At 59.9% G+C, this 22,233-nt stretch carries 22 protein-coding genes and 1 riboswitch; of the genes, 10 read left to right on the top strand and 12 right to left on the bottom strand.

Annotation, left to right across the window (positions count from 1 at the left end):
* Positions 1–36 precede the first annotated feature (36 nt).
* Positions 37–531: a M67 family metallopeptidase gene (locus tag VJ464_07830; GenBank protein ID HKQ05023.1), complete on the bottom strand. Its 495-nt coding sequence runs from the start codon at positions 529–531 to the stop codon at positions 37–39.
* 18 nt (positions 532–549) lie between these two features.
* Positions 550–1,485, bottom strand: coding sequence for a cysteine synthase family protein (locus tag VJ464_07825; GenBank protein ID HKQ05022.1), 936 nt, complete (start codon positions 1,483–1,485; stop codon positions 550–552).
* A 424-nt stretch (positions 1,486–1,909) separates the two neighbouring features.
* Here VJ464_07825 and VJ464_07820 point away from each other — a divergent pair, with 424 nt between their 5' ends.
* The 5 genes from VJ464_07820 to VJ464_07800 all read left to right on the top strand — a co-directional run bounded on the left by VJ464_07820 (position 1,910) and on the right by VJ464_07800 (position 7,745).
* Positions 1,910–2,683, top strand: coding sequence for a CBS domain-containing protein (locus VJ464_07820; GenBank protein HKQ05021.1), 774 nt, complete (start codon positions 1,910–1,912; stop codon positions 2,681–2,683).
* A gap of 32 nt (positions 2,684–2,715) precedes the next feature.
* The gene (locus tag VJ464_07815) at positions 2,716–3,894 is read left to right on the top strand and encodes a CBS domain-containing protein (protein HKQ05020.1); all 1,179 of its coding nucleotides are present in this window, start codon (positions 2,716–2,718) and stop codon (positions 3,892–3,894) included.
* A gap of 107 nt (positions 3,895–4,001) precedes the next feature.
* The gene (locus VJ464_07810; protein ID HKQ05019.1) at positions 4,002–4,364 is read left to right on the top strand and encodes a TraR/DksA C4-type zinc finger protein; all 363 of its coding nucleotides are present in this window, start codon (positions 4,002–4,004) and stop codon (positions 4,362–4,364) included.
* Positions 4,365–4,485: 121 nt separating this feature from the next.
* Positions 4,486–4,594, top strand: a riboswitch (TPP riboswitch).
* A 147-nt stretch (positions 4,595–4,741) separates the two neighbouring features.
* Positions 4,742–6,646, top strand: coding sequence for a phosphomethylpyrimidine synthase ThiC (thiC, locus tag VJ464_07805; GenBank protein HKQ05018.1), 1,905 nt, complete (start codon positions 4,742–4,744; stop codon positions 6,644–6,646).
* Between the two features lie 133 nt (positions 6,647–6,779).
* Positions 6,780–7,745 (top strand): cobalamin-binding protein, encoded by a 966-nt coding sequence (locus VJ464_07800; protein HKQ05017.1) that lies wholly within the window; start codon positions 6,780–6,782, stop codon positions 7,743–7,745.
* Here VJ464_07800 and mtgA read toward each other — a convergent pair.
* From mtgA to VJ464_07765, 7 genes are all read right to left on the bottom strand, one after another.
* A complete protein-coding gene (gene mtgA / locus VJ464_07795; protein ID HKQ05016.1) occupies positions 7,738–8,490 on the bottom strand; it encodes a monofunctional biosynthetic peptidoglycan transglycosylase in 753 nt (250 codons plus the stop codon). The two genes, VJ464_07800 and mtgA, sit on opposite strands and share 8 nt — an antisense overlap.
* Before the next feature lie 35 nt (positions 8,491–8,525).
* Positions 8,526–9,938 (bottom strand): amino acid permease, encoded by a 1,413-nt coding sequence (locus VJ464_07790; protein ID HKQ05015.1) that lies wholly within the window; start codon positions 9,936–9,938, stop codon positions 8,526–8,528.
* 13 nt (positions 9,939–9,951) lie between these two features.
* A complete protein-coding gene (locus tag VJ464_07785; GenBank protein HKQ05014.1) occupies positions 9,952–10,251 on the bottom strand; it encodes a hypothetical protein in 300 nt (99 codons plus the stop codon).
* Positions 10,236–10,778, bottom strand: a complete 543-nt coding sequence (locus tag VJ464_07780) for a DUF4149 domain-containing protein (GenBank protein HKQ05013.1) — start codon at positions 10,776–10,778, stop codon at positions 10,236–10,238. The genes VJ464_07785 and VJ464_07780 overlap by 16 nt, the downstream gene beginning before the upstream one ends.
* 244 nt (positions 10,779–11,022) lie before the next feature.
* The gene (trxB, locus tag VJ464_07775) at positions 11,023–12,108 is read right to left on the bottom strand and encodes a thioredoxin-disulfide reductase (protein HKQ05012.1); all 1,086 of its coding nucleotides are present in this window, start codon (positions 12,106–12,108) and stop codon (positions 11,023–11,025) included.
* 174 nt (positions 12,109–12,282) lie between these two features.
* The gene (locus VJ464_07770; GenBank protein ID HKQ05011.1) at positions 12,283–13,785 is read right to left on the bottom strand and encodes a leucyl aminopeptidase; all 1,503 of its coding nucleotides are present in this window, start codon (positions 13,783–13,785) and stop codon (positions 12,283–12,285) included.
* Between the two features lie 97 nt (positions 13,786–13,882).
* Entirely contained in the window at positions 13,883–14,884 is a 1,002-nt protein-coding gene (locus VJ464_07765; GenBank protein HKQ05010.1) for an isocitrate dehydrogenase (NAD(+)), read from the bottom strand.
* A 242-nt stretch (positions 14,885–15,126) separates the two neighbouring features.
* Between VJ464_07765 and queD the strand changes: the two genes are divergently transcribed.
* The 5 genes from queD to VJ464_07740 all read left to right on the top strand — a co-directional run bounded on the left by queD (position 15,127) and on the right by VJ464_07740 (position 18,990).
* Positions 15,127–15,504, top strand: coding sequence for a 6-carboxytetrahydropterin synthase QueD (queD, locus tag VJ464_07760; GenBank protein HKQ05009.1), 378 nt, complete (start codon positions 15,127–15,129; stop codon positions 15,502–15,504).
* A 60-nt stretch (positions 15,505–15,564) separates the two neighbouring features.
* The gene (locus VJ464_07755) at positions 15,565–16,182 is read left to right on the top strand and encodes a hypothetical protein (protein ID HKQ05008.1); all 618 of its coding nucleotides are present in this window, start codon (positions 15,565–15,567) and stop codon (positions 16,180–16,182) included.
* 455 nt (positions 16,183–16,637) lie between these two features.
* Entirely contained in the window at positions 16,638–16,931 is a 294-nt protein-coding gene (locus VJ464_07750) for a hypothetical protein (GenBank protein ID HKQ05007.1), read from the top strand.
* A 180-nt stretch (positions 16,932–17,111) separates the two neighbouring features.
* On the top strand, positions 17,112–18,695 hold the full coding sequence (locus tag VJ464_07745) for a hypothetical protein (GenBank protein ID HKQ05006.1): 1,584 nt from the start codon (positions 17,112–17,114) through the stop codon (positions 18,693–18,695).
* 34 nt (positions 18,696–18,729) lie between these two features.
* Positions 18,730–18,990 (top strand): hypothetical protein, encoded by a 261-nt coding sequence (locus VJ464_07740; GenBank protein ID HKQ05005.1) that lies wholly within the window; start codon positions 18,730–18,732, stop codon positions 18,988–18,990.
* 74 nt (positions 18,991–19,064) lie between these two features.
* Here the strand turns inward: VJ464_07740 and VJ464_07735 are convergent, their stop codons facing one another.
* The 3 genes from VJ464_07735 to VJ464_07725 all read right to left on the bottom strand — a co-directional run bounded on the left by VJ464_07735 (position 19,065) and on the right by VJ464_07725 (position 22,188).
* The gene (locus VJ464_07735) at positions 19,065–19,844 is read right to left on the bottom strand and encodes an enoyl-CoA hydratase-related protein (protein ID HKQ05004.1); all 780 of its coding nucleotides are present in this window, start codon (positions 19,842–19,844) and stop codon (positions 19,065–19,067) included.
* 16 nt (positions 19,845–19,860) lie between these two features.
* Positions 19,861–20,643 (bottom strand): enoyl-CoA hydratase/isomerase family protein, encoded by a 783-nt coding sequence (locus VJ464_07730; GenBank protein HKQ05003.1) that lies wholly within the window; start codon positions 20,641–20,643, stop codon positions 19,861–19,863.
* Between the two features lie 96 nt (positions 20,644–20,739).
* A complete protein-coding gene (locus tag VJ464_07725; GenBank protein ID HKQ05002.1) occupies positions 20,740–22,188 on the bottom strand; it encodes an aldehyde dehydrogenase family protein in 1,449 nt (482 codons plus the stop codon).
* Positions 22,189–22,233 lie beyond the last annotated feature (45 nt).

Genomic DNA, 22,233 nt, shown 5'->3' with positions numbered 1-22,233 from the left:
TTTAATCGGGACAGTAGAAAAAAGGAAACGGTGCGCTCAGTCCTCGACAATGATGGCTTCCGGCTCGAACTTTTCATAGTCCGGCTTGTTGAACGAGTTGAGCGCGGCGGCGCGTCCCTGCTCGATGGCGACGATCATATACGATTGATTGGCGAAGCAGGAATGATCGAAGTCATAGCCCGAAGGCTCTGCCGGGTGGTCGGGGTGCGAATGATAGTAACCGATGATTTGCAGCGCGCTGCTGGCGGCGTAAGCGTCGGCGCGCTTGTACTGCTCAGGGGTGATCCAGTAGCGATTGGCGTGCGATTCCTGTTTGCGGTAATCGCGCGCGGCTGCGGGAATGCCTTCGCCGAGGGTTTCGACGCTGCGGATCGATTCGGCCCACTCGTTCTCCGCCGGGTAGACTTCCGTGAGCAGATTCATATCACCGGCAATCGTGCCGAGCAGAAAGCCGCAGCATTCGTAAGGGTACGTGCGCTCGCCATGCTGTTTGATGGCGTCAAGCTGCGCGTTGGTCACTTTGATAGCCAAGCGGGTCCTTCCTTAGTATTAGCGTTCATCCCAGAAGCGTTCGCTCAGGTACTTGTCGGCACTGTCGGGAAAGACCGTGACGATGACGCCCGCATCCAGCTTATCCGCCACTTCGCGTGACGCGGCCAGCGCCGCCCCTGCCGAAACGCCGACCAGCAAGCCGGCTTCACGGCCCATTCGCCGCGCCAGCGCATGCGCCGTTTCGGTGCTGATTTCCAACTCGGCGTCGGCAATCGTCGCGTCATAAATGCCCGGCACGATGGCTGTCGCCATGTGCTTCAAGCCTTCGAGCCCGTGAAACGGCGAGTCGGGCTGAAACGAGACGCACTGAATCCGCGGATTCAATTCTTTCAAGCGGCGGCTGACGCCGACGAAGGTGCCGCTGGTGCCGAGGCCGGCGACAAAATGGGTGATGCGGCCTTCGGTCTGCTCCCAGATTTCCGGCGCCGTCGTTTCATAATGCGCTCGCCAGTTGGCCGGGTTGTTGTACTGATCGGGATAAAAATAGAGGTCAGGATTTTCGGCGTAGAGGCGGCGGGCTTCACGGATCGCGCCGTCCGAGCCTTCGAGCGGGCTGGTCAGAACCAGCTCGACGCCGTAAGTGCGAAGAATCTTCTTGCGCTCGTCGCTGGCGTTCTGCGGCAGGGCGAGCTTGACGCGGTAGCCGCGCGCCGCGCCAATCCAGCCATAGGCGATGCCTGTGTTGCCGCTGGTCGCATCGAGAATGATCTTGTCGGGCGTGAGTTGGCCCGTGCGCTCGCCTTCCAAAATCATTTTGAGCGCGGGCCGGTCTTTGACCGAGCCGCCGGGATTGAACCACTCGGCTTTCGCGTAAATCTCAACGCCCGAACGCCGGGCGAGCTTGCCGAGGCGAAGCAGCGGCGTGTTGCCGACCAATTCCCAGGGCTCAAGCGCCGCGCTCATCCGTCGCTTGATTGCTTCATCACTTCGCATATGGGCTTTTGCATCCATGAACTTGATTCGAGCATAGCGAGCAGAGGTAGGGAGTGACAAGTGATGGGAGAAGTATTCAGGAGTCAGGAGTCAGGAGTCAGAATGGAAGAGGAAGTCGGCTACCGCCGCCGCTTTTATTCTATCTTTTAGACTCCCTTCCTTATTCATTCTAACTTCTGACTCCTGACTCCTGACTTCTCTCCTCCCTTGTCACCCATGTCCCAGCCGCCGTGCGTCTTTGAGACAGTGCTGTATGAAATTCGTTGAGCGCGGAAAAATAGAGCGAATGCGGCTGCACAAAAATGGCTGTGATGGCGCGCATTTCATCGCCCAATCGCCCGGCTCTGGCGCGGTTGCCAATGTTCTTTAATCGGCATAGGGGTTGCTCACTAAACATAGAATCCCAACCAAAGGAGAGTAGAGCATGGCATATCGAGACCGCAGCACGAGCCTTAGCCGTGACGACTGGGAGCGCGATCAGCGCGATCAGCGCGATCAGCGCGAGCGCCAGCGTTATGGACGCGGCTATGGCGAAGATTATCGAGGCTACACGCGGGGCTACAACCTCAACCGCGAGCCGAACTATCGCACTGAATACGACGAAGGCTACACCGGCTATGGCCGCAACCCGGCTGTAGATAACTATGGGCGCGGCCAACAGAACCGCTGGTCGTCGAGCAACGCCGAGCGCTATGAGACGACGCGCGGTTACACGCAGGCCGGGCCGCAGCGCTCGCACTTGCGCTGCCGCGACATCATGACGCGCGGCGTTGCGACTTGCCGCCGCGACACGCCGATCAATGAAGTCGCCCTCTTGATGCGCGATCAGGACACAGGGGCAATCCCTGTGCTGGACGAAAACGGCAGGCTCTGCGGCATCGTCACCGACCGCGACCTGGTGGTGCGCGGCCTGACGGCGGACAAGCCCGAGCCCGAGGTGCGCGCCGAAGACTGCATGAGCGATGACGTTTATACCGCCAACCAGAATGAGCGAGTCGTCGAGGTCATCCGCGAGATGGGCGATCATCAGGTTCGTCGCATCCCTGTCGTGGATAGTCGTGACCGCCTGGTCGGCATCATCTCGACCGCAGACATCGCGGTGCAAACCAACAAAGACCGTGAGCTCGCCGGGGCGCTAGAGGAGATCAGCCAGCCGTCATCGTGGCTTGGTCGCCTGACGCACCTGTTTAACTGGTAGCCGTAACGCGAATCACATTGCAGGGGGAAACTATGAGCAGAAGCAAAACTGGGATGGATAGAGAGCAACGAAACGACACGCCGCAAAACACCAACGAACCGCGCACGGCGAGCCAGGACGAACGGGCCGCGGGCCGCGGCTACCCGACGGGCCGCGAGAGCTGGCGCGAATTCCCGCGCCGCTCCAACTCGCGCCGCGGGGACATGGACTTAGACCGCAGCGAAGACGACCGGCTGAATCTTGACAGTCCGCAATCGGCGCAGCCCGATCCTCGTTACCGCTCGCATGACATTCGCAGCAGCACCACCCGCGACTACCGCGACGTGGTGAGCGGGCGGGCCTGGACGCCGCGCCGCGACGAAGGGTATGAAGCAGGCCGCAACTACACCGAAGAAGGCTATGGCCGCCACAGCTACGACGACCTGGCCAGCGGGCGCGCCGACCACGAAGACTTCCCGCGCTATGGCCGCGACAACTTCCGTGGCTATGGCCGCGACAACTTCCCCGGCTATCGCCGCCACGAGCTGCCGCGCGGCAGTCAGAGCGACGATTACCGCGACAACTACCGCAATCACTTCCGCGACGACTATCGCGGCGAGCGGCGCGATTACGACGAGCCGTACAACCGGCAGGCGACCGGCGGGCGATATGAAGCGGAGATGGATTATCCGTACTCAAGCTATGACCGCGCCTTCACCGGCTCGACCGGCGGGTGGAATCGCATTGACGAACCAGACCGCCAGCGCGGCTATGGCGGCCCTCGCAGCCTACTGCGATGCAGCGAAGTCATGACGAAGAATGTCACGACCTGCGGTCCGGACACGGTCATCCGCGATGTTGCGGACATGATGGAAGACGAGAACGTCGGCTCGATTCCGGTAGTTGATAATGGGCGGCTGGCGGGCTTGATCACCGACCGTGACATCGTCTGCCGGGTGATCGGCGAAGGGCTCGACTCGCGCACGACCAAAGCGCACGAGGTGATGAGCGAAGACATCATCACCTGCACGCCGGACGATTCGGTGATTGATGCCATCCGCAAGATGGGCGAGCATCAGATTCGCCGCATCCCGGTCTGCGACTCCAATGGGCGGCTGCGCGGCATCATCTCGCTCGGCGACATCGCGCTTGAGGCCGAGCGCGACCGCGACCTCGCCACCGCGCTTGAACAGATTTCGCAGCCGACGCCGTTTCAATCGCGGCGCGTCTGAAGAGCAATGATGAATGAGAAATGATGAATGATGAATTGCCGGGGCTTTCTCCCTAATTCATCATTCATCATTCGTCGTTCATCATTTCCGCAATGAGGAAATGACCAATGGCTTTAGACCTTGATGGATTTCGCAAGCGACTCATTGAAGAGCGTGACCGTTTGAATCGAGAGATTCCGTCGGTCTCCGAGCTTGCCGAGCCGGCGTCGGACGACCGGCAGATCACCGCGGCGAATGCGCCGCTGATCGGCGAGATCAAAGACGTGCAGACCGACATGGCCGACCGCAAGACGCACAGGCTCCGCCAGGTGCAGGCCGCCCTGCAAAGCATGGACGATGGCACCTATGGCATTTGTGTGCGCTGCAACCAGCCGATAGACCCGCGCCGCCTGGAAGCCGACCCGGCGGCCATGACCTGCATGAGTTGTCTGAGCGCCGAAGAGCAGAACTTCGAAACCGCCACGATGTAAGCGCGGCCTTCGGTGCCGCGCTTTCTTCTATTGCCGCCCGCCGCGCAATTGAGACCCGGCTTCGCCCAATGAGCGATGGCGGTTGATGATCTACTCCTCTAGTTGTTAAGCTATCGAGCGTAATCTGTTTCGGGGGAGCTGCGCATGGTGCGCGGCTGAGAGTCCTGCGAAGGAGACCCCTTGAACCTGATGCGGATAATGCCGCCGAAGGAAGAAACTTGAAAAAGGTAACAGGCAAGAGCGACGCGGCGACGCGGCGACATGGCGACACCGGGATAGGCGCAGCAATGACGCTGTCCCCATGTCGCCGCGTCGCCGCGTCGCCGCGTCGCCGCGTCTTCCCTTCTTTGTGTTTCTGCTCGGCAACGAGGTGAAACATGAGCGATACGAACGACCAGTCCCATAACGCCAGCCGTTTTCAATTCCCCAACTCCACCCGCGTCTATGTCGAAGGCTCGCGCCCGGACCTGCGCGTGCCGCTGCGCGAGATCAAGCTGAATCTGACGCGCGGCGTGGGCGGCACCGTCGAAGAGAATCCGCCGGTGCGCGTCTATGACAGCAGCGGCCCGTGGGGCGACCCCGAGGCCCGGTGCAGTGTGCATGACGGATTGCCGGCGCTGCGCCGCCGCTGGGTCGTCGAGCGCGGCGATGTCGAAGAGTACGAGGGCCGCCAGGTGAAGCCCGAAGACGACGGCTACCTGACGGAAGGCGCGCGCGAATACGCTCGGCAGAACGAGCGCTTTGAAGCCTACCCCGGATTGCGCCGCCCGCCGCTGCGCGCCCGCTCTGGTCGCGCCGTCACGCAGATGCATTATGCGCGGCGCGGCGAGATCACGCCGGAGATGGAATTCATCGCGCTGCGCGAGAACCTGGGCCGCCAGGCCGCTTTCGAGGCGCAGCAGAAAGATCGCAGCGCCCTCAACTTTCAACATCAGGGCGAACCCTTTGGCGCGCGCCTGCCGAGAACGGTTACGCCGGAATTCGTGCGCCAGGAAGTCGCGCGCGGGCGGGCCATCATTCCGGCTAACATCAATCACCCCGAAAGCGAGCCGATGATCATCGGGCGCAATTTCCTGGTCAAGATCAACGCCAACATCGGCAACTCGGCGGTCGCCTCTTCGATTGAGGAAGAGGTCGAGAAGATGCGCTGGTCAATCAAGTGGGGCGCGGACACGGTGATGGACCTGTCAACGGGCCGCAACATTCACGAAACCCGCGAATGGATCATCCGCAACGCGCCGGTGCCCATCGGCACGGTACCGATCTATCAGGCGCTCGAAAAGGTCACAGGCAAAGCCGAAGAGCTGACCTGGGAAATCTATCGCGACACATTGATTGAGCAGGCCGAGCAGGGCGTCGATTACTTCACGATTCATGCCGGCGTGCGTTTGCCGCATATCCCGCTGACGGCCCGCCGGACAACCGGGATCGTCTCGCGCGGCGGCTCGATTATGGCGAAGTGGTGCCTGGCGCATCATCAGGAGAGTTTTCTCTACACCCACTTCCGCGAAATCTGCGAGATCATGCGCGCCTATGACGTGTCGTTCAGCTTAGGCGACGGCCTGCGTCCCGGCTCGATTGCCGACGCCAACGACGAAGCGCAGTTCGCCGAGCTGGAGACGCTGGGCGAGCTGACCCGGATCGCCTGGGAGATGGATTGTCAGGTGATGATCGAAGGGCCGGGCCACGTGCCGATGCATCTGATCAAAGAGAACGTAGATCGCCAGCTTGAGGTCTGCGGCGAAGCGCCTTTTTATACCCTCGGCCCGCTGGTGACCGACATCGCGCCGGGCTACGATCACATCACGTCAGCGATTGGCGCGGCAATGATCGGCTGGTTCGGCACGGCGATGCTCTGTTACGTGACGCCGAAGGAGCATCTCGGATTGCCTGATCGTCAGGACGTGAAAGATGGGGTGATCGCTTACAAGATTGCGGCGCACGCGGCGGACCTGGCGAAGGGCCATCCGGGCGCGCAGCTTCAAGACAATGCGCTATCGAAAGCGCGTTTCGAGTTCCGCTGGGAAGATCAATTCAACCTGGCGCTCGACCCGGAGCTGGCCCGCGAGTTCCACGACGAGACATTGCCGCAGGAAGGCGCGAAGCTGGCGCACTTCTGCTCGATGTGCGGCCCGCACTTCTGCTCGATGAAGATCACCCAGGAGGTGCGTGATTATGCGGCGCAAAAACAGGTGGACGAGATCGTCGCCTTAGAGTCGGGATTGCGCGAGAAGGCCGCAGAGTTCAAGCAGGCCGGCGCCGAGATTTACACCAAGGCTTGACGTTTGGAGCGCGGCGACTGGTCGCCGCTTTGGCCGGCGGTGACCTGTCACCGCTTTCTGCCTGAGAGGCTAAAGCAGCGCCGACCAGTCGCCGCTTGAGAAAGCGCCGACCAGTCGGCGCACTCCAAATCAAATGAACCAACTTCGCATCGTATCGCTGATTGCCAGCGCCACAGAGATTGTCTGCGCCCTCGGCTTTGAGCCTCAGCTCGTGGGCCGCTCGCACGAATGCGATTACCCGCCATCCGTCAAACGCCTGCCGCAATTGACCGCCCCGAAGTTCAACGTCGAAGGTACGAGCGACGCCATAGATCGCCAGGTCAAGGCGCTGGCCGAAGACGCCTTGAGCGTTTACCGCGTCGATGCCGAGGCGCTCGAACGCTTGCAGCCGACGCACATCATCACCCAGACGCAATGCGAGGTCTGCGCCGTCTCTCTGAAAGACGTTGAAGCGGCTATTTGCGAGATCGTCAGCACGCTGCCGCAGATTGTCTCGCTTGAGCCGAACGCGCTGGACAATGTGTGGCAAGACATTCATCGCGTCGCCGTGGCGCTGGACGCCGAAGCGCGCGGCAACAACTTGATCGCCAGCCTGCGGCAACGCATGGAATCGATCCGCGAGCGCACCCGTTCAATCGCTCACCGCCCGTCGGTCGCTTGCATCGAGTGGATCGAGCCGCTGATGGCTGCCGGCAACTGGATGCCTGAGATGGTCGAGATGGCCGGGGGGCGCAATCTCTTTGGCCAGTCGGGCAAGCATTCGCCGTGGATGACCTGGGACGAGCTGGTCGTCAAGAACCCGGAAGTCCTCTTCGTGTCGCCGTGCGGTTTTGACATTCCGCGCACAAGCGATGAGATGGGCTGGATGGTCAAGCGCGCCGAATGGCCGCAACTGCGCGCCGTGCAGTCGGGGCGCGTCTTTATCGCCGACGGCAATCAATACTTCCACAGACCGGGGCCGCGGCTCGCTGAATCCTTAGAGATTCTCGCGGAGATGCTGCATCCTGAGCTTTTTCATTTCGGGCACGAAGGCGCGGGCTGGATACGCTATGACGGTGGAGACATGCCAAATCCTGAGCCGTCGCCAGCCGTCAAGTAAGGTCTTTGGGGACGACGACGTGGCGCATGAGGCGAACGATCAGGCCGCGGCGTCGGTCTACGCGTGGGCGGTGCTTGGCCGGGTTGAAAGCGCCGTTCGGGCTGGGGATGATTGCCGATAAAAAGGCCGCCTGCTCGGCGCTCAACGCCGCCGCCGAAGTATTGAAGTAATGACGGGCGGCGGCTTCGGCTCCGTAAATGTCATCGCCCCATTCGATGACGTTGAGATAAATCTCCAGGATGCGCCGCTTGCCTAAGAACCATTCCATCTCTTTAGTGATCAACGCCTCGTGGAGCTTGCGCAGCGGATTCTTGGATGTCGAGAGAAAGAGGTTCTTGGCCAGTTGCTGACTGATCGTCGAAGCGCCGCGCTTAAACTTACCTTCATTCCAATCCTTTTCCATCGCGATGCGAATCTCTTCCCAGTCGAAGCCGGCGTGATCGAAGAAGCGCGAATCTTCGCCGGCCAGCACGGCGCGCACGAGGTTGGGCGAGATGCGGTCATAAGGCACCCAGGTCTGCGCGCGCTTCGGTTCTTCACCGGCGGCGCGGGCTTCGGCCATGCGCTGCGCCATGAGCGCCGTCACCTCAGGATTGTGCGAGCGATACCAGAAGACGCGCGATAGCACCCAGCCGTGATAGATCACCACCAGCGCCACAAGCGACAGCAGAATGATCTTCGCCCAGCGCCGCCATCGCGGCTTCTCGGCCTTTTCGACGACGATCATTTGAGCGCGAGCCGTCATGGGGATGATTATAGCAGGGGGATGCAAGCAGGGGCCTACGGCTTCCTGCCTCGCGTCCATAGATAATAAGCCGGGATGCCTGCGAGGATGATGACGGCGACCATCAGCGCGCCGCTCCATTCGTGCGGGGTGGGGTCGCCCGCCATCTTTGCCAGGTAATAGCGAATGTCAACGACCAGCGCGTTACCGATCAGCAGCATGACGGCCAGAATAAACAAGGCCGGCGTGACCGGATAGCCGAGCGTTTTGTAGGTGCGCGGCAAGTCCGGGCGCTTGCGCCTGAGCCGATAGACCGCCGCGACGCCGAGCGCATAAAACGGCCAGATGCCCAGCACAAAGGTGTCCGACAACTGCTCGAAGGTACGCACCATCACGAAGATGATTGCCAACGACGCCGCCAGAGAGATGGCCAGATACGGCGTCTTGAAGCGCGGATGAACCGTCGCGATCTTTTTAAAGAACAGGCCATCGTCGGCCATCGCAAAGAAGATGCGCGGCCCGGTCATCATCGAGCCGTTGAGCGTCCCGAACGCCGAAACCATCACCGCAATCGAGATCAACCGCACGCCCGTGTCGCCGATGATGCGATAGGCGACATCGGCGGCGACCAGCTTTGAATGAGCAATCTGGTTGATGTCGAGCAGGTGCAGGTAAGCCAGGTTAGCCAGCAAGTAGATCGCTATGACCGCCAGCGTGCCGAAGATCAGCGTGCGCGGCAAAAAACGTTCGGGCCGCTGCACTTCGCCGCTGACAAACGTCACGTCGGCCCAGCCGTCATAGACCCACAACAACGAAATAAAGGCCAGCCCGAACATCGGCAATGAAAAAGACGGGGCGGCGGCAGCTTCGGGCGCGGCGACCGGCGCAGGGTTGTGCGCGCCGATGGCGAACGCCGCAATAACCAGCAGGACAAGCGCTGTGTACTTCGCGGCGGTGGTCAGGTTTTGCACCAGCGCGCCCAGTCGCACGCCGACAATGTTAAAGACGGCGACCAGCAGAATCGCGCCGGCGGCGACGTAACGAATCATCTGCGGATCATCTTTGCCGAGCAGGCGCAGAAAGTATTCGGCGAAGACTGTCGAGATCGCTCCCAGCGCCGAGGCGCGAATCACGACCAGCTCGCCCCAGCCGAAGAGGAAGGCGGCCAGCCGTCCCCAGCCTTCGCGCAGGTAGACGAAGATGCCGCCGGTCTGCGGCAGCGCGGCGGCTAGCTCGGCTAGCGTCAAGGCCCCGCACAACGAAAAGAATCCGCCCAGTCCCCAGAGCAACAGGTAAAGCCCCTCAAAGGGGACTTTGGTCGCAATGCCGGCGGGCGTGCGAAAGATGCCCGTGCCGATGGTCGAGCCGATCAGCACGGCAATGGCGCTCAAGAGTCCGAGGCGGCGCGGCAATCGCGTGTGACCCGGCGAGCTTTCGGTGTCGCGGCGTGTTTCGCTTTCACTGGTCATGGATGAAGCGAGATTAGAGGGCGTTGCGATAATCGTCAAGGCAGGAGGTACAGATGACGCGACGGCAGCCACAGACTTCGCGGCACAGAAACCCGAGAATCAATTCGGCCATCGCCGGCGTGACGGCGACGCGCGCGGCAGCGCCTTCGATAGACTCGGTGGCCGCGAAAGCTTCAGCGACGGCGGCCCAGCGGTCGCGATAAAACAGCACGCCGCGCCACTTCATCGGCACGCGATGCGCGGCGATGTCGAGCGTCAACTCGTCGCCGCATAGCGGACAGGCGGTCACGGATTCTGCTAGCGCTTGGGCCATAGGCGAACGCTCAGAAAGATGACGACGATGCCGGCGAGCAACGTCGCCCCCATCAGGCTGACCGAAATGCCGTGCAGGGCGTTGAAGTCAACGCGCAGCGGGTCGGTCACCGCGAGGTCGTCAATCGGCCCGCTGAGCTGCGCCCGCAAGCTATGCATCTTTGCCGATACCCAGAAGCGCGACCCCAACACGAGCAGCGTCATCAACCCCAGCAAGATCACGCGTAAGACACGCGCTTTAGCTTCGCCCTCGCGCTTCGGCCAGACGAAAAGCTGAGAGAGCAACAGCAGCGGTCCGCAGACGAGGCCGATCCACTCGACTTTGGCAATCAGGCTATTGACTACCTGGCCCGCCAGCTCGCGCGTCGGCAGCACCGCAAAGACCGTCGGCGCAACCGCGAAGCTGAAGAAGAGCATCGCGCCGACCCAGATCGTGAGCAGGAGCGCTTCAAGGCCGGCAACAACCTGCTGGCCGGCACTGGCTCCTGGAGCCGGTTTCACGGTTTCAGAGTTTGCGATCTTGACCATAATAGAGGGGCGCGGGATTAGGAGGCAGTGAGCAGGAGGCAGTTCCCCAGTCCCGTAGGGACGCCATGTTTATAGTTACAGACGGCGTAAACCAGGAAGCTCCGTAGGAGCGGGATGTTGACATTTCGCTCCTACGGAGCTTACGGATCAAACCCGCACGATCACTATAAACATCCCGCTTCTGACGGAGCTTAGTGCCGCACTGCCACCTGCCTCCTACCTCCCAGCCCCCAGCCCCTAATCCCTAGTCCCCAGTTCCTACCGTTTCGCCTTCGGGTTTGTTCGAGAGGACTTCGCCGTCGGGAAGGATGATTTTTTGATGATCGGCGGTAACGATCTCGCCTTCGATGGTCACCTCTTCGCCCGAAGGCAGCGCGACCGGCAGGTTGTCGAGGAAGCGCTCGGCATCAATCGCCGCCATGCAGCCGGTTCCCGCCGCCGTCACCGCCTGGCGGTAGTAGGAATCCTGTGCATCGCCGCAGGCAAAGACACCGGGAATGTTGGTCGCCATCGTCCGCCCGTTGGTCTTCAGATAGCCGATCTCATCCATCTCTAGCTGGCCTTTGAAGACATCGGTGTTCGGCTGATGACCGATGGCAATAAAGACGCCTCCACAGGGGAAGATTCTTTCTTCGCCGGTCTCGACGTTGCGGATGCGCGCGCCGTTGACGCCGTCTTTCGGGTTGCCGAGAATTTCTTCGACCGTGTGGTTCCAGAGGAAATCGATCTTTGGATTCTTGAACGCCTTGTCCTGCATGATCTTCGAAGCGCGCAGATGATCGCGGCGATGAATAACCGTGACGTGCGACGCATAGCGCGTCAGGAAGGTCGCTTCTTCCATCGCCGTATCGCCGCCGCCGACAACGACAATCGGCTTGCCTTTGAAGAAGAAGCCGTCGCAGGTGGCGCAGGCCGACACGCCCAGGCCGCCGAGCCCGTGCGGTGCCGGCGCTTCGCCGGGAATGCCTAACCATTTGGCCGACGCGCCCGAAGCGATGATTAAAGTTTCGGCGCGGATCACATGCTCGTCGGTCGTCAGCGTGAAGGGGCGCTTGCTGAGATCCGCGTGCGTGACGTAAGCCGTCAGGAACTCTGTGCCGAAGCGCGCCGCCTGCTCGCGGAATTCCTGCATCAGCGCCGGCCCCATAATGCCTTTGGCAAAGCCGGGATAGTTTTCGACATCGGTAGTAATCATCAACTGGCCGCCCGGCTGCGGGCCTTCGACGACCAGCGGGTTGAGGTTCGCCCGCCCGCTATAAATCGCCGCCGTCAACCCGGCAGGCCCTGAGCCGATAATCACGACTTCGCGATGAATCAGTTGCTTTTCCATGCTCTTTCGCTTGCGTCCTTTCGTCCGTTCTGAAACCTGAATCTAGTATAGCTATGCCAAAGAAGGTGACAAGTGACGAGTGACAAGTGACAAGACGTAGTCACTTGTAGTATCCTGGCCCGCTTCAGCAGGCGCATTCCTTCTTGTCACTTGTCACTCGTCACTTGTCACTTGTCACTGCCGGGCGCGGCCTCTGACGAAATTGGTAAGCAGTCTGACGCCGAAGCCGGTCGCGCCTTTGGCCAGATAGGGCTTGACGCTTTCGGTCCACGCCGTGCCGGCGATGTCGAGGTGCGCCCAGGGGGTTTCGCCGGCGAAGTGCTTCAAGAACCATGCGGCGGTGATGGCGCCGGCGACGCGGTTGCCGATGTTGCGGATGTCGGCGATGTCGCTGCGGATCATGTCGCCGTATTCTTTGTCGAGCGGCATCGGCCACAGCCGCTCGCCCGACTGCTCGCCGGCGACGATCAACTCGTCAGCGAGGGATTGACGGTTGCTCATGACGGCGGCGCGATTTCCGCCGAGCGCGATCACACACGCGCCGGTCAGGGTCGCTACGTCAACCAGTGTGGTCGCTCCCTGCTGGATCGAATAAGTGATGGCGTCGGCAAGGATCAAGCGGCCTTCGGCATCGGTGTTAGCGACTTCGATAGTCTTGCCGCTCAGGCTGCGGACGACATCGCCGGGCTTAACGGCGCGGCCCGACGGCAAATTTTCTGAGGCCGGCACGACGCCGATAACCCGCACTCCTGGTTTCAGCCGGGCGATGGCTTGCATGGCGCCGATGACCGCCGCGCCGCCGCCCATGTCGTACTTCATCTCTTCCATATGCTCGGCGGGCTTGATCGAGATGCCGCCTGAATCAAAGGTGATGCCCTTGCCGACTAGCGCGATCAGTTCATCGGGAGCCGCGCCCGCCGGCTCATAGCGCATAACGATCAGCCGTGCAGGCTCCTGGCTGCCGCGCGACACGGCAAGCAGTGCGCCCATGCCGAGTTGCTTCATCTCGTCTTCGTCGAGCGCTTCAAAGCTCAAGCCTTCGCGCGCCGCCATCGCTTCGGCGCGATTGGCCAGCTCCGTAGGCGTCATGATGTTGCCCGGCTCGAAGCCGAGCGTGCGCGCGAAGTTGGTCGCTTCGGCCAGTGTCGTCGCCACCGCAATGGCCGGCTCGACGGCGGCAGCTTCGGGATGCTCTGTGACTAGATGCAGGGTTTCGATGGCACTGGTCGCGTCGTCTTTGGCGCGGTAGAGGTCGCCTTTGACCTCTCCGAGAATGACGCCTTCAACGACGGCGCGGACGTTCAGCTCATCGGTCATATTCTCTCTGAGCAGGAAAGCCGCCGTGCGCATGCCGCGCCCATCGAGCAGGCGGGTTGCGCCGCCCGCTACACGTTGCAACGCCAGCGTCGTTAGACGTTCGCGCCGGCCTGCGCCATAAAGCAGCAGGCGACGTGTCGAGAGATTGCCGGGCGTGTGCAGCAGCGTCCAGCGCCCAGACTTGCCGCTCATCTCACCGCTCTGAAAGACCGCTTCGAGCATGCCGCGCGTCAGGTGATCGAGCGAAGCGAGCGCCGGCGCGCCTTGCGGGTCGAGCGACGTTTCGCCTTCAAAAACCGGGACGATCAGCACATCGTCATTGATCTCGTTGAGACGGGTGTGGCTGGCGATAACTTTCATAGCGACTGGCCGTTTCCTCCGGTGTGGCGCAAGCTGTTAGCTTGCGCTCGGACTTGCGCAAGCTAACAGCTTGCGCCACAAACAAGCGCGGCACAAATCACAGCGCGTGGATGATGGCATCGGTGAACTCAATCGTCGTGGCGTTGCCGCCAAGGTCGCGTGTCAGGAACTGGCCTTCGGCGAGGATCTTGACGAGCGCCTGCTGAATGCGGTCGGCGGCTTCGCGCTCGCCGATGTGCTTGAGCATCAACACGGCGGTCTGAATTAACGCCGTCGGGTTGGCGATGCCGCGCCCGGCAATGTTCGGCGCCGAGCCATGCACGGCTTCAAAGACCGCGACCTCTTCGCCGATGTTGGCGCCAGGCACGATGCCGAGACCGCCGACCAGGCCCGCGCCTAGGTCAGACATGATGTCGCCGTAGAGGTTTTCGAGCAGCAGCACATCGAATTGATTCGGATCCATCACCATCTGCATGCAGGCGTTATCAACGATCAGGTCATTGGCTTCGATCTCAGGGTAATCCTTGGAGACTTCGCGGAAGCAGTTCAGGAAAAGGCCGTCGCTCATCTTCATGATGTTGGCCTTGTGAATCGCCGTCACCTTCTTGCGCCCTTCGCGGCGCGCGTATTCGAAAGCGAAGTGAGCGATGCGGCGCGAGGCCCGGTCGGTGATGATCTTCAGGCTCTCGACGACGCCCGGCACGACTTCGTGCTCAAGGCCGCTGTAGAGGTCTTCGGTGTTTTCGCGCACGACGATCAGGTCTACGTCTTCATAACGTGACTTGACGCCCTTGAGCGACTTGATGGGCCGCAGGTTGGCGTACAGATCGAGCGCCTTGCGTAGCCGCACGTTGGCGCTGACGAAGCCCGTGCCGACAGGCGTGATGACCGGGCCTTTCAGGGCGATCTTGTTGCGCCGGATCGATTCGATCAAATCCTGCGGCAGCGGGTCGCCGAACCGTGACAGCGCCTCTGCACCGACGACGAACGAATCCCATTCGAACTGCACACCGGCGGCGCGCATCACGGAGATGGCCGCGCCGGTGACCTCCGGGCCGATGCCATCGCCGGGAATGAGCGTGAGCTTGTGTTTATTCATCTAAGCGAGCCTCCGTACACTCGGGCCGCCACCGCCCAAGCAAGCTTCTAATCATACCGGAGGCCGTGGGCAGTTGCCAGTTGTCAGTTATCAGTTACCAGTCGCCAGCCAGAAGGCATCATTCCCAACTGACAACTGATAACTGACAACTGGCAACTGCTCACTGGCAACTGTCAGATGTTTGACAAAGCCGGCGCGGTTTTCTAGCCTAGGAGTGTTGAGGATGACGAGGGGAGCGACCGATGTACGAAGTGATGATCGAAGAAGAGTTCTCGGCGGCGCACGCGCTGCGCGGCTATCGCGGCAAGTGCGAAAATCTGCACGGCCATAACTGGAAGGTCGAAGTTTACGTGCGTGGCGAGCGCCTCGACGCGGTCGGCATGCTCGTGGACTTCAAAGAATTGAAAGCCGCGACGCGCCGCGTGATGCAATATCTGGATCATCAGAACCTCAACGAGCTGCGTCCGTTCGATGTCGAGCTGAACCCGTCGAGCGAGCACCTGGCGGGCTACATCCTGCACGAAGTCGGCGGACAGATCAACAACGAGCGCGTCAGGGTTTATAAAGTGCGCGTCTGGGAAACGCCCTCGACCTGCGCGACCTTTGAAGCGCATTCATAACCAGGCGCGAAACCGCGCCGGTGTGCAAAGTGCCCAACATTCCGCTCCTGAGGAAAGACCATGAAGAGAATGCTGTTCGTAATGGCCATAGTTTTGTTAACCGTCGGGGGGGTCTGGACGCCGACGCTTGCCGCCCCGACGACGGCAGACACCGGGGAGACTCGAAGCATGAGCGACACAGGCAATCAACAGGCTGAGGCTGCGAAAGCGGCTGTGGAAGCCAATCCCGCGGATGTGAAGAGCATGGATGCGATTCTCGCGGCGCTTTATGACGTGATTTCAGGGCCGGCGGGCAAGAAGCGCGACTGGGATCGTTTCCGCTCGCTGTTCGTGCCGGGCGCGCGCTTGATCCCGGCGGCCAAGCGGCAAGACGGAACGATAGAAGCGCGGGTGCTCGACCCGGAAGGTTACGTCTCGCGGTCGGCGCCTTTTCTGGAGAAGAATGGCTTCTACGAGCGCGAGATCGCTCGCAAGGTAGACAGCTTCGGCCACATCGCGCATGTCTTCAGCACGTATGATTCGCGCCACGAGGCGACGGATAAGACGCCGTTCGCGCGCGGCATCAACAGCATTCAGTTAATGAACGACGGCAAGCGCTGGTGGATCGTCACGGTCTATTGGGATTCCGAGCGCCCTGACAACCCGCTACCGCCGCAGTACCTGCCTTCCAGCAAATGACGGATCAGGCTGTCAGTTGAAGTCGCCTAGCTGGCAGCCTTCCTACCTCTCATGGCTTTCAACTACTTCTCAAGGTGAACTTCCTACAAAAATCCTGAAACGTTTTTAGCACACTTACCATTAGCAAATGGGAGTGCGAAAACCGTGATCCAATGAGCTGTTCGGGTTCGCAATTACAGTAAGGGACTGGGCGGTTCTCCTATTTTCTTAGATTTCGGAGAATGATTTAAGCAATTCTACCGAAGTCCTTTTGTAACCCGAGAGCCCGTTGACTTTTTCTGTCAGGCAAAATACACTCGCCGCCACCTCAGTTGCAGTCTGAGACCGGCGTTAGCATCTGACGTGTAAGACTCTTACTCTGAGCAAGTGAGTCTTGCACGGCCTATTAACATTAATTGATTCAAGAATGCGGAGATGCATCTCTGCGACTACTTGAATCATTGGAGGAAACTAAAATGCCAACACCAGGTGAAATTGCAGATAGAGCGGTTGCCATTGCTTGTGCGACAACATCAGGGTTCGTAAAGATCCAAAAACTCGACCCACTTATTGTCTCGCCTGCGGGCCTTAGTGAGTTGGCGTTTCAGGATGTAGGGATTGTAAACGATGCGCAGATCCAAGCATTCATAGATACGCTGGCTCATCTGCTCCCCGAACTAGCGGGAGGGATTATGCAGATTACTGCATCACCTAGCACCGTCATTGGAGATGTTGCAGACCTCCTTACAGACCTGATAGCCAAGCCCTAGTTTAGCGCTGCGGGCATTATGGCGAATGACCCTTGTGTTGCCCTTTGTGATGGACCAAGCGCCAAGGTCGCCGCCTCTATTGGATTCTACTGCCTGCCGAAGACCGCATACAGAAGGTAGAGCAGGTAAATTCTTAACCCCCAACTGCCGGTAACGAATGGTTACTGTGATGGAGACCTTATGATCCACCTGTCTAGACGGTTTCTGTTCTCAATCTTTCTGCTCAGTTTAGTGGCCTGTCTGTGCCACAACGCAGTGGCTCGACAAAAGGCGGGAGGCGTTAAGGATATTGAAGCGACTAAGGCGAGCTCGCATGGCATAGGTGTGGTACGAGTTTATGACCTGGAGAATGGCACAAAGGTGCTTAACGGTGTCGCCGTCCCTCTTTTTAGGCACGTCTTGGAGGTCTTCCTTACGGATCCCCAAGATACGGATAACACCGGTACGGCAGGATTTGTGAAGGATGATTTGAATCCATCAAATTTCACCATAAAGTACTTACCTAGTGGCAAGGTGGTACCACCTACCGCGATTGTCGCCAGCGAGACAAAGAATCGAGGTAACTTTCGGGGTCTAAAGCTTCTCCAAATCGGGTTAGATGCTGGGCCTGAGGCATTCGCGGATCCTGGCGATGATCAAGTTCAGGTCAGCTTCAATAAACTTCATCTCAAGGATGCGACTACGCATCAGCCCCTTGAAGTTGATGGCGCCACCGCAACTGGGACGATTATCAATGCAGGTAACATAGATCAGAGGATAAAACAGGACTATGAGGCGCTTAAGAACTCCGTCGCCCATGCCAAGACGGATGAGGAGAAAGATGTCTTTGCCGGTATCAATGTTGTGATCCCTTCAGGCGGGGGGGATTCACAAGGCAGTGCCGACATTAGTTTCAATAAAGACCTTCGTCCCGCGACTCTGGGCCAAGCCTCTCTATTCGACCACATCATACTTGGCTTCAAGCTTAACAAGGCTAGCGAGAACCTGAGCGACCCCAGGCATTTCGAAGTCGGAATTAACTTCCGAAAGAGTTTTCTGAATTTGGACCATACCGAATTAACCAATATAACTTCAGCGTTGGCGGGTTTGTCTAAGTCTGATTTTAGCGATTCAGCTTCAGGGGAGGCGGAACAGAAAGCGCTTGAGAGTATTGCTAATCTCCAAAAGAACTTTATCCGCGCCTACATCTGGGATAATGCCCTGAGGTTTGAAGGCGATGTCAGTGATCGCGGCATCAGCAATGTCAGCAACCTGCTTTGGGACACCCAGTTACAGGTCGCCACCGTCTCGCGCGCGTTCGCAGGCCAGACTGGCTTCTGGAATTTCCGATGGGTGCCTATCGGATTTGAAGTGGGCGGCAACCTCACCAACAACGACGACCCGACGCAGGAGAAACGTTCCCTGGCAAGGGCTAAGAGCGGCGGCGAGTTGAACCTGATCTTTAAGGCAGCCGACGCCAACGAGCCGATCAGCCGCGTCACGCTCACCGCTAAAGCGCTGGAGCGTTACCTCTTCAAGAAAGAGGCAACGCTTGACGAGATGACACAAAAAGTCATCATGACAGATAAAGGCAGCAAGTACTGGCTCCAAGCAGATCTTAAGGTTTCTACAGGAATCCGGGTAGGTGTAGGTAGAGTAGGATTCAAAGTCACCTTTCAGCGCGGATTCCTGCCCCCGGTCTATAACTTCGTCAAGACCTTCAAGTTCGGTGTGGTCTTTGAGACGAACGACGATGATAACTCAGGCAATATAAAAGTGCAGTAGGCCCTGAGACCTTTCTCGTTGCTGACATCTCACAGTGGAATTGGCCCACTTTGTTTCCGCTCGAAAAGTGGGGCGCGGACAAGTCTACTTCCGCGCCCCTGCCAGCGCGCAGGTCCAAGCAGGCCGCGTTCTTCACTACTGCTTTCTTCATCGCCAACGGAGCCTGTACATTATCAAAACGACGTGCGGCGGCAAGCTGGTTGATGAGCTGAAGAAGATGAGTAACTATTTCGCGACGCAAGACCTGAAAGGCAAGAAGAACATCGTTAAGGAATTCACCTTCGACCTGACCTAGCGCGATGCTTCAGTCGGATGTGGCGCAACCTGTTAGATGGCGCGAGTCCTGGCGCCATCTAACAGGTTGCTCTACTAGCGGCCCTTGAACTCCGGCTTGCGCTTCTCAATAAAAGCGCGCACGCCTTCTTCTTTGTCCGCGCTCGAAAAACAGAGCGCGAACAGATCCACTTCCGCGTCCAGCCCGGCGCGCATGTCCAGACGCCCGGCATTCTTCACCGCCGCCTTCGCCATCGCCAGCGCTACAGGGCTCATCTCGGCGATCTTGTTGGCCATCTCCATCGTCTTGGCCTCCAGCTCTTCGGGCGCGACGACCATATTCACCAGCCCGAGACGTTCGGCTTCATCGGCAGAAATCATGTCGCCGGTCAGGATCAGCTCCATCGCCTTGCCTTCGCCGACCAGCCGCGTCAGCCGTTGCGTGCCGCCGCCGCCGGGAATGATGCCAAGCTTGATTTCCGGCTGGCCGAACTTCGCCCTGGACGATGCGATGCGCAGGTCGCAGGCCAGCGCCAGCTCGCAGCCGCCGCCGAGCGCAAAGCCGTTGATCATGGCAATGACCGGCTTCGGAAAATCTTCGACGGCATCGAACGCCCGCCGCCCCTTCATCACGGCGCGCTGCGCCACCGCCGTCATGCCGGCGAATTCGTTGATGTCGGCGCCGGCGATGAAGGCTTTTTCGCCGGCGCCGGTAACGACGACGACGCGAACCTCATCATCTTTTTCCAGCTCATCGAGCGCCGCCAGAATCTCGTTGCGTGTCGGAATGTTCAGCGCATTCAGCTTGTCGGGCCGGTTGATCGTCAGCATCGCGACATGCCCGCGTTTCTCGATCAGTACGTTTTCAAAAGCCATTGTCGTTCATCCTCCGCTACTCGCCCTTGAACTGCGGCTTGCGCTTTTCGCGAAAAGCGCGAACCCCTTCGCGGTGATCATTAGATTTAATCAACACACTCTGCGCCAGGGCTTCCAGCATGCGACCCGTCGCAAAATCGCTCGTCACCGAATGCCATAACAGTCGCTTGGCCAGCCCCAATGCTTCGGGCGCGCGCGTCAGCAGATGCTCGGCCAGTTGCCGCGTGTGCGCCATCAGCTCGTCGTGCGGCACGACACGGTTGATCAGGCCGATGCGCTCGGCTTCACTGGCCGCGATCATCTCGCCGGTGAAGATCAATTCTTTCGCCCTGCCGTAGCCGATCAGCTTCACCAGCCGCGAACAACCGCCGGCGCCGGGAATCAAGCCGATGTTGTTTTCGCGAAAGCCGAAGCGCGCTTGATCCGACGCAATTCGCAGGTCACACGACAGGGTGATCTGCAAGCCGGCACCTGTGCAAGGCCCGTTGATGGCGGCAAGGACCGGTTTTTCGATCAGCTCAAGCTCGTCGAAGAATTGTGTCAGCCGGTGATTCTCGGCGCGAAACTGCGTCGTGCGCCAGTCGCGCTCGAAGTACTCCATGTCGCCGCCCGCCGAAAAAGCTCGGCCCGCGCCGGTGAATATAATCACGCCGATCTCTTCGTTCGTCTGAATCTCGTCGAACAGACGGGCGAAGTCTTCGCGCATCGCCTCGTTGATCGCATTCAGCCGGTCAGGCCGATTAAACGTGATCGTCGCGATGCGGTCTTTCAGCTCGAAGAGCAGGGTCTGGTAGTTCATAAGAGTGACAAGTGACAAGTGACAAGTGACAAGTGACAAGTGACAAGTGACAAGTGAGGGATACTCATCCCGTTCGCTCTTGTCACTTGTCACTTGTCACTTGTCATTGCTTTTTGTAGCGACGACCACCGATTTGGTTTCGCTGTAGAAGTCGAGCGCTTCGATGCCATGCTCTTTGCCATAGCCGCTCTGCTTGAAGCCGCCAAATGGCAGCTCGTCGTAAATGATCTGCGCCGAGTTGACCCAGGTGTAGCCGGCTTCGAGCCGCTCGGCGGCCCGCGTTGCGCGTGTCAAATCGTTCGTCCAGATCGAAGAACCAAGCCCGTAAATCGAGTCGTTGGCTTTGGCGAGGGCTTCATCGAGCGAGCCGACACGAAAGACCGGCAGCGCCGGGCCGAAGACCTCTTCAGTGGCAACGCGCGCATCTTCGGGCACGTCCGCAAGCAAGGTCGGCGCGTAGAAGTAACCGTTGTCGAAGCCTTCGCCGCGCAAACGGTCGCCGCCCACAAGCACGCGCGCGCCGCGCTCAACGGCGTCATTGACCTGCGCTTCGATCTCGTCGCGCTGCGACTGGCTGTGCAGCGGCCCGACCATCGTGCCTTCCGCAAGGCCGTTGCCGACGCGCAGCTTCTTGACGCGCGCCGCCAGCTTATCGATGAACGGGTCGGCAATCGCATCGAACAGGTAGAGCCGCTTGATGGCCAGACACGCCTGGCCGCAGTTGAAGAAGCGGCCCACCGCCGCCGCCTTCACTGCCTCATCCAGGTCGGCGTCATCACAGACGATCATCGGGTCCGAGCCGCCCAGCTCTAGCGTCACCCGCTTGATGGTCTGCGCCGCCGACGCCATCACTCGCCGCCCGACTTCCGTAGAGCCTGTGAAGCCGATCTTGCGAACTTTGTCGTTGGTGACGATCTCGTTGCCGACCACCGAGCCCGGCCCTGTGACGACGTTCATCACGCCTTTGGGCAGCCCGGCGTCGAGGAACAAGGCGACGACGCGCAGGTCGGTCAGCGGCGTCGTTTCAGCAGGCTTGATGACCATTGTGTTGCCGGCCAGCAGCGCCGGCCCGATCTTGTTGCCCATCAGCGACACGGGAAAGTTCCACGGCACGATGGCGCCGACGACGCCGAGCGGGCGCTTGATGATCAAGCCATACTTGTTCTCGTCAATCTGCGGAATGTAGCCGCCGCGAATGTTCTTGCCGAGCCCGGCGTAGTATTCGATGGTGTGGGCGAAGCGGCGGATTTCCAGCGTCGCTTCGCGCAACGGCTTGCCCTGCTCTCTGGTCAGCAACGTCGCGAGTTCTTTTTCGTTAGTGTGAAAGAGCCCAACGGCGCGGCGCAGCACATCGGCGCGTTTGGCCTGCGTCCATTCGCTCCACACCGCGAATGCCTCGTGAGCATTGTCTATCGCTTCGCGGGCATCTTCGGCGGTGCCGCGCGGCGCTTTGTCAACCGCCTCGCCGGTCGCCGGATTCATCACTTCGATATAATCGCCGCTGCGCGAGCCGACCCACTCGCCGCCAATTAACATTTGAGCCATAACCTCTCCAGGAATGACAAGTGACGAGTGACAAGTGACAAGAGC

Source organism: Blastocatellia bacterium, from assembly GCA_035275065.1.
Classification (GTDB): Bacteria; Acidobacteriota; Blastocatellia; order UBA7656; family UBA7656; genus DATENM01.
Note: the sequence above shows the minus strand (reverse complement) of the source record. Positions and strands in the feature narration are given on the sequence as shown.

What these genes read in the sequence shown, in the direction of transcription:
- VJ464_07790 (HKQ05015.1), bottom strand. Translation starts at nt 9,938, where the DNA reads ATGACCAGTGAAAGCGAAACACGCCGCGACACCGAAAGCTCGCCGGGT.
- VJ464_07825 (HKQ05022.1), bottom strand. Translation starts at nt 1,485, where the DNA reads ATGCGAAGTGATGAAGCAATCAAGCGACGGATGAGCGCGGCGCTTGAG.
- mtgA (HKQ05016.1), bottom strand. Translation starts at nt 8,490, where the DNA reads ATGACGGCTCGCGCTCAAATGATCGTCGTCGAAAAGGCCGAGAAGCCG.
- VJ464_07755 (HKQ05008.1), top strand. Translation starts at nt 15,565, where the DNA reads ATGAAGAGAATGCTGTTCGTAATGGCCATAGTTTTGTTAACCGTCGGG.
- VJ464_07770 (HKQ05011.1), bottom strand. Translation starts at nt 13,785, where the DNA reads ATGAAAGTTATCGCCAGCCACACCCGTCTCAACGAGATCAATGACGAT.
- VJ464_07745 (HKQ05006.1), top strand. Translation starts at nt 17,112, where the DNA reads ATGATCCACCTGTCTAGACGGTTTCTGTTCTCAATCTTTCTGCTCAGT.
- VJ464_07820 (HKQ05021.1), top strand. Translation starts at nt 1,910, where the DNA reads ATGGCATATCGAGACCGCAGCACGAGCCTTAGCCGTGACGACTGGGAG.
- queD (HKQ05009.1), top strand. Translation starts at nt 15,127, where the DNA reads ATGTACGAAGTGATGATCGAAGAAGAGTTCTCGGCGGCGCACGCGCTG.
- VJ464_07765 (HKQ05010.1), bottom strand. Translation starts at nt 14,884, where the DNA reads ATGAATAAACACAAGCTCACGCTCATTCCCGGCGATGGCATCGGCCCG.
- trxB (HKQ05012.1), bottom strand. Translation starts at nt 12,108, where the DNA reads ATGGAAAAGCAACTGATTCATCGCGAAGTCGTGATTATCGGCTCAGGG.
- VJ464_07815 (HKQ05020.1), top strand. Translation starts at nt 2,716, where the DNA reads ATGAGCAGAAGCAAAACTGGGATGGATAGAGAGCAACGAAACGACACG.
- VJ464_07730 (HKQ05003.1), bottom strand. Translation starts at nt 20,643, where the DNA reads ATGAACTACCAGACCCTGCTCTTCGAGCTGAAAGACCGCATCGCGACG.
- VJ464_07725 (HKQ05002.1), bottom strand. Translation starts at nt 22,188, where the DNA reads ATGGCTCAAATGTTAATTGGCGGCGAGTGGGTCGGCTCGCGCAGCGGC.
- VJ464_07810 (HKQ05019.1), top strand. Translation starts at nt 4,002, where the DNA reads ATGGCTTTAGACCTTGATGGATTTCGCAAGCGACTCATTGAAGAGCGT.
- VJ464_07785 (HKQ05014.1), bottom strand. Translation starts at nt 10,251, where the DNA reads ATGGCCCAAGCGCTAGCAGAATCCGTGACCGCCTGTCCGCTATGCGGC.
- VJ464_07735 (HKQ05004.1), bottom strand. Translation starts at nt 19,844, where the DNA reads ATGGCTTTTGAAAACGTACTGATCGAGAAACGCGGGCATGTCGCGATG.
- VJ464_07750 (HKQ05007.1), top strand. Translation starts at nt 16,638, where the DNA reads ATGCCAACACCAGGTGAAATTGCAGATAGAGCGGTTGCCATTGCTTGT.
- VJ464_07800 (HKQ05017.1), top strand. Translation starts at nt 6,780, where the DNA reads ATGAACCAACTTCGCATCGTATCGCTGATTGCCAGCGCCACAGAGATT.
- thiC (HKQ05018.1), top strand. Translation starts at nt 4,742, where the DNA reads ATGAGCGATACGAACGACCAGTCCCATAACGCCAGCCGTTTTCAATTC.
- VJ464_07780 (HKQ05013.1), bottom strand. Translation starts at nt 10,778, where the DNA reads ATGGTCAAGATCGCAAACTCTGAAACCGTGAAACCGGCTCCAGGAGCC.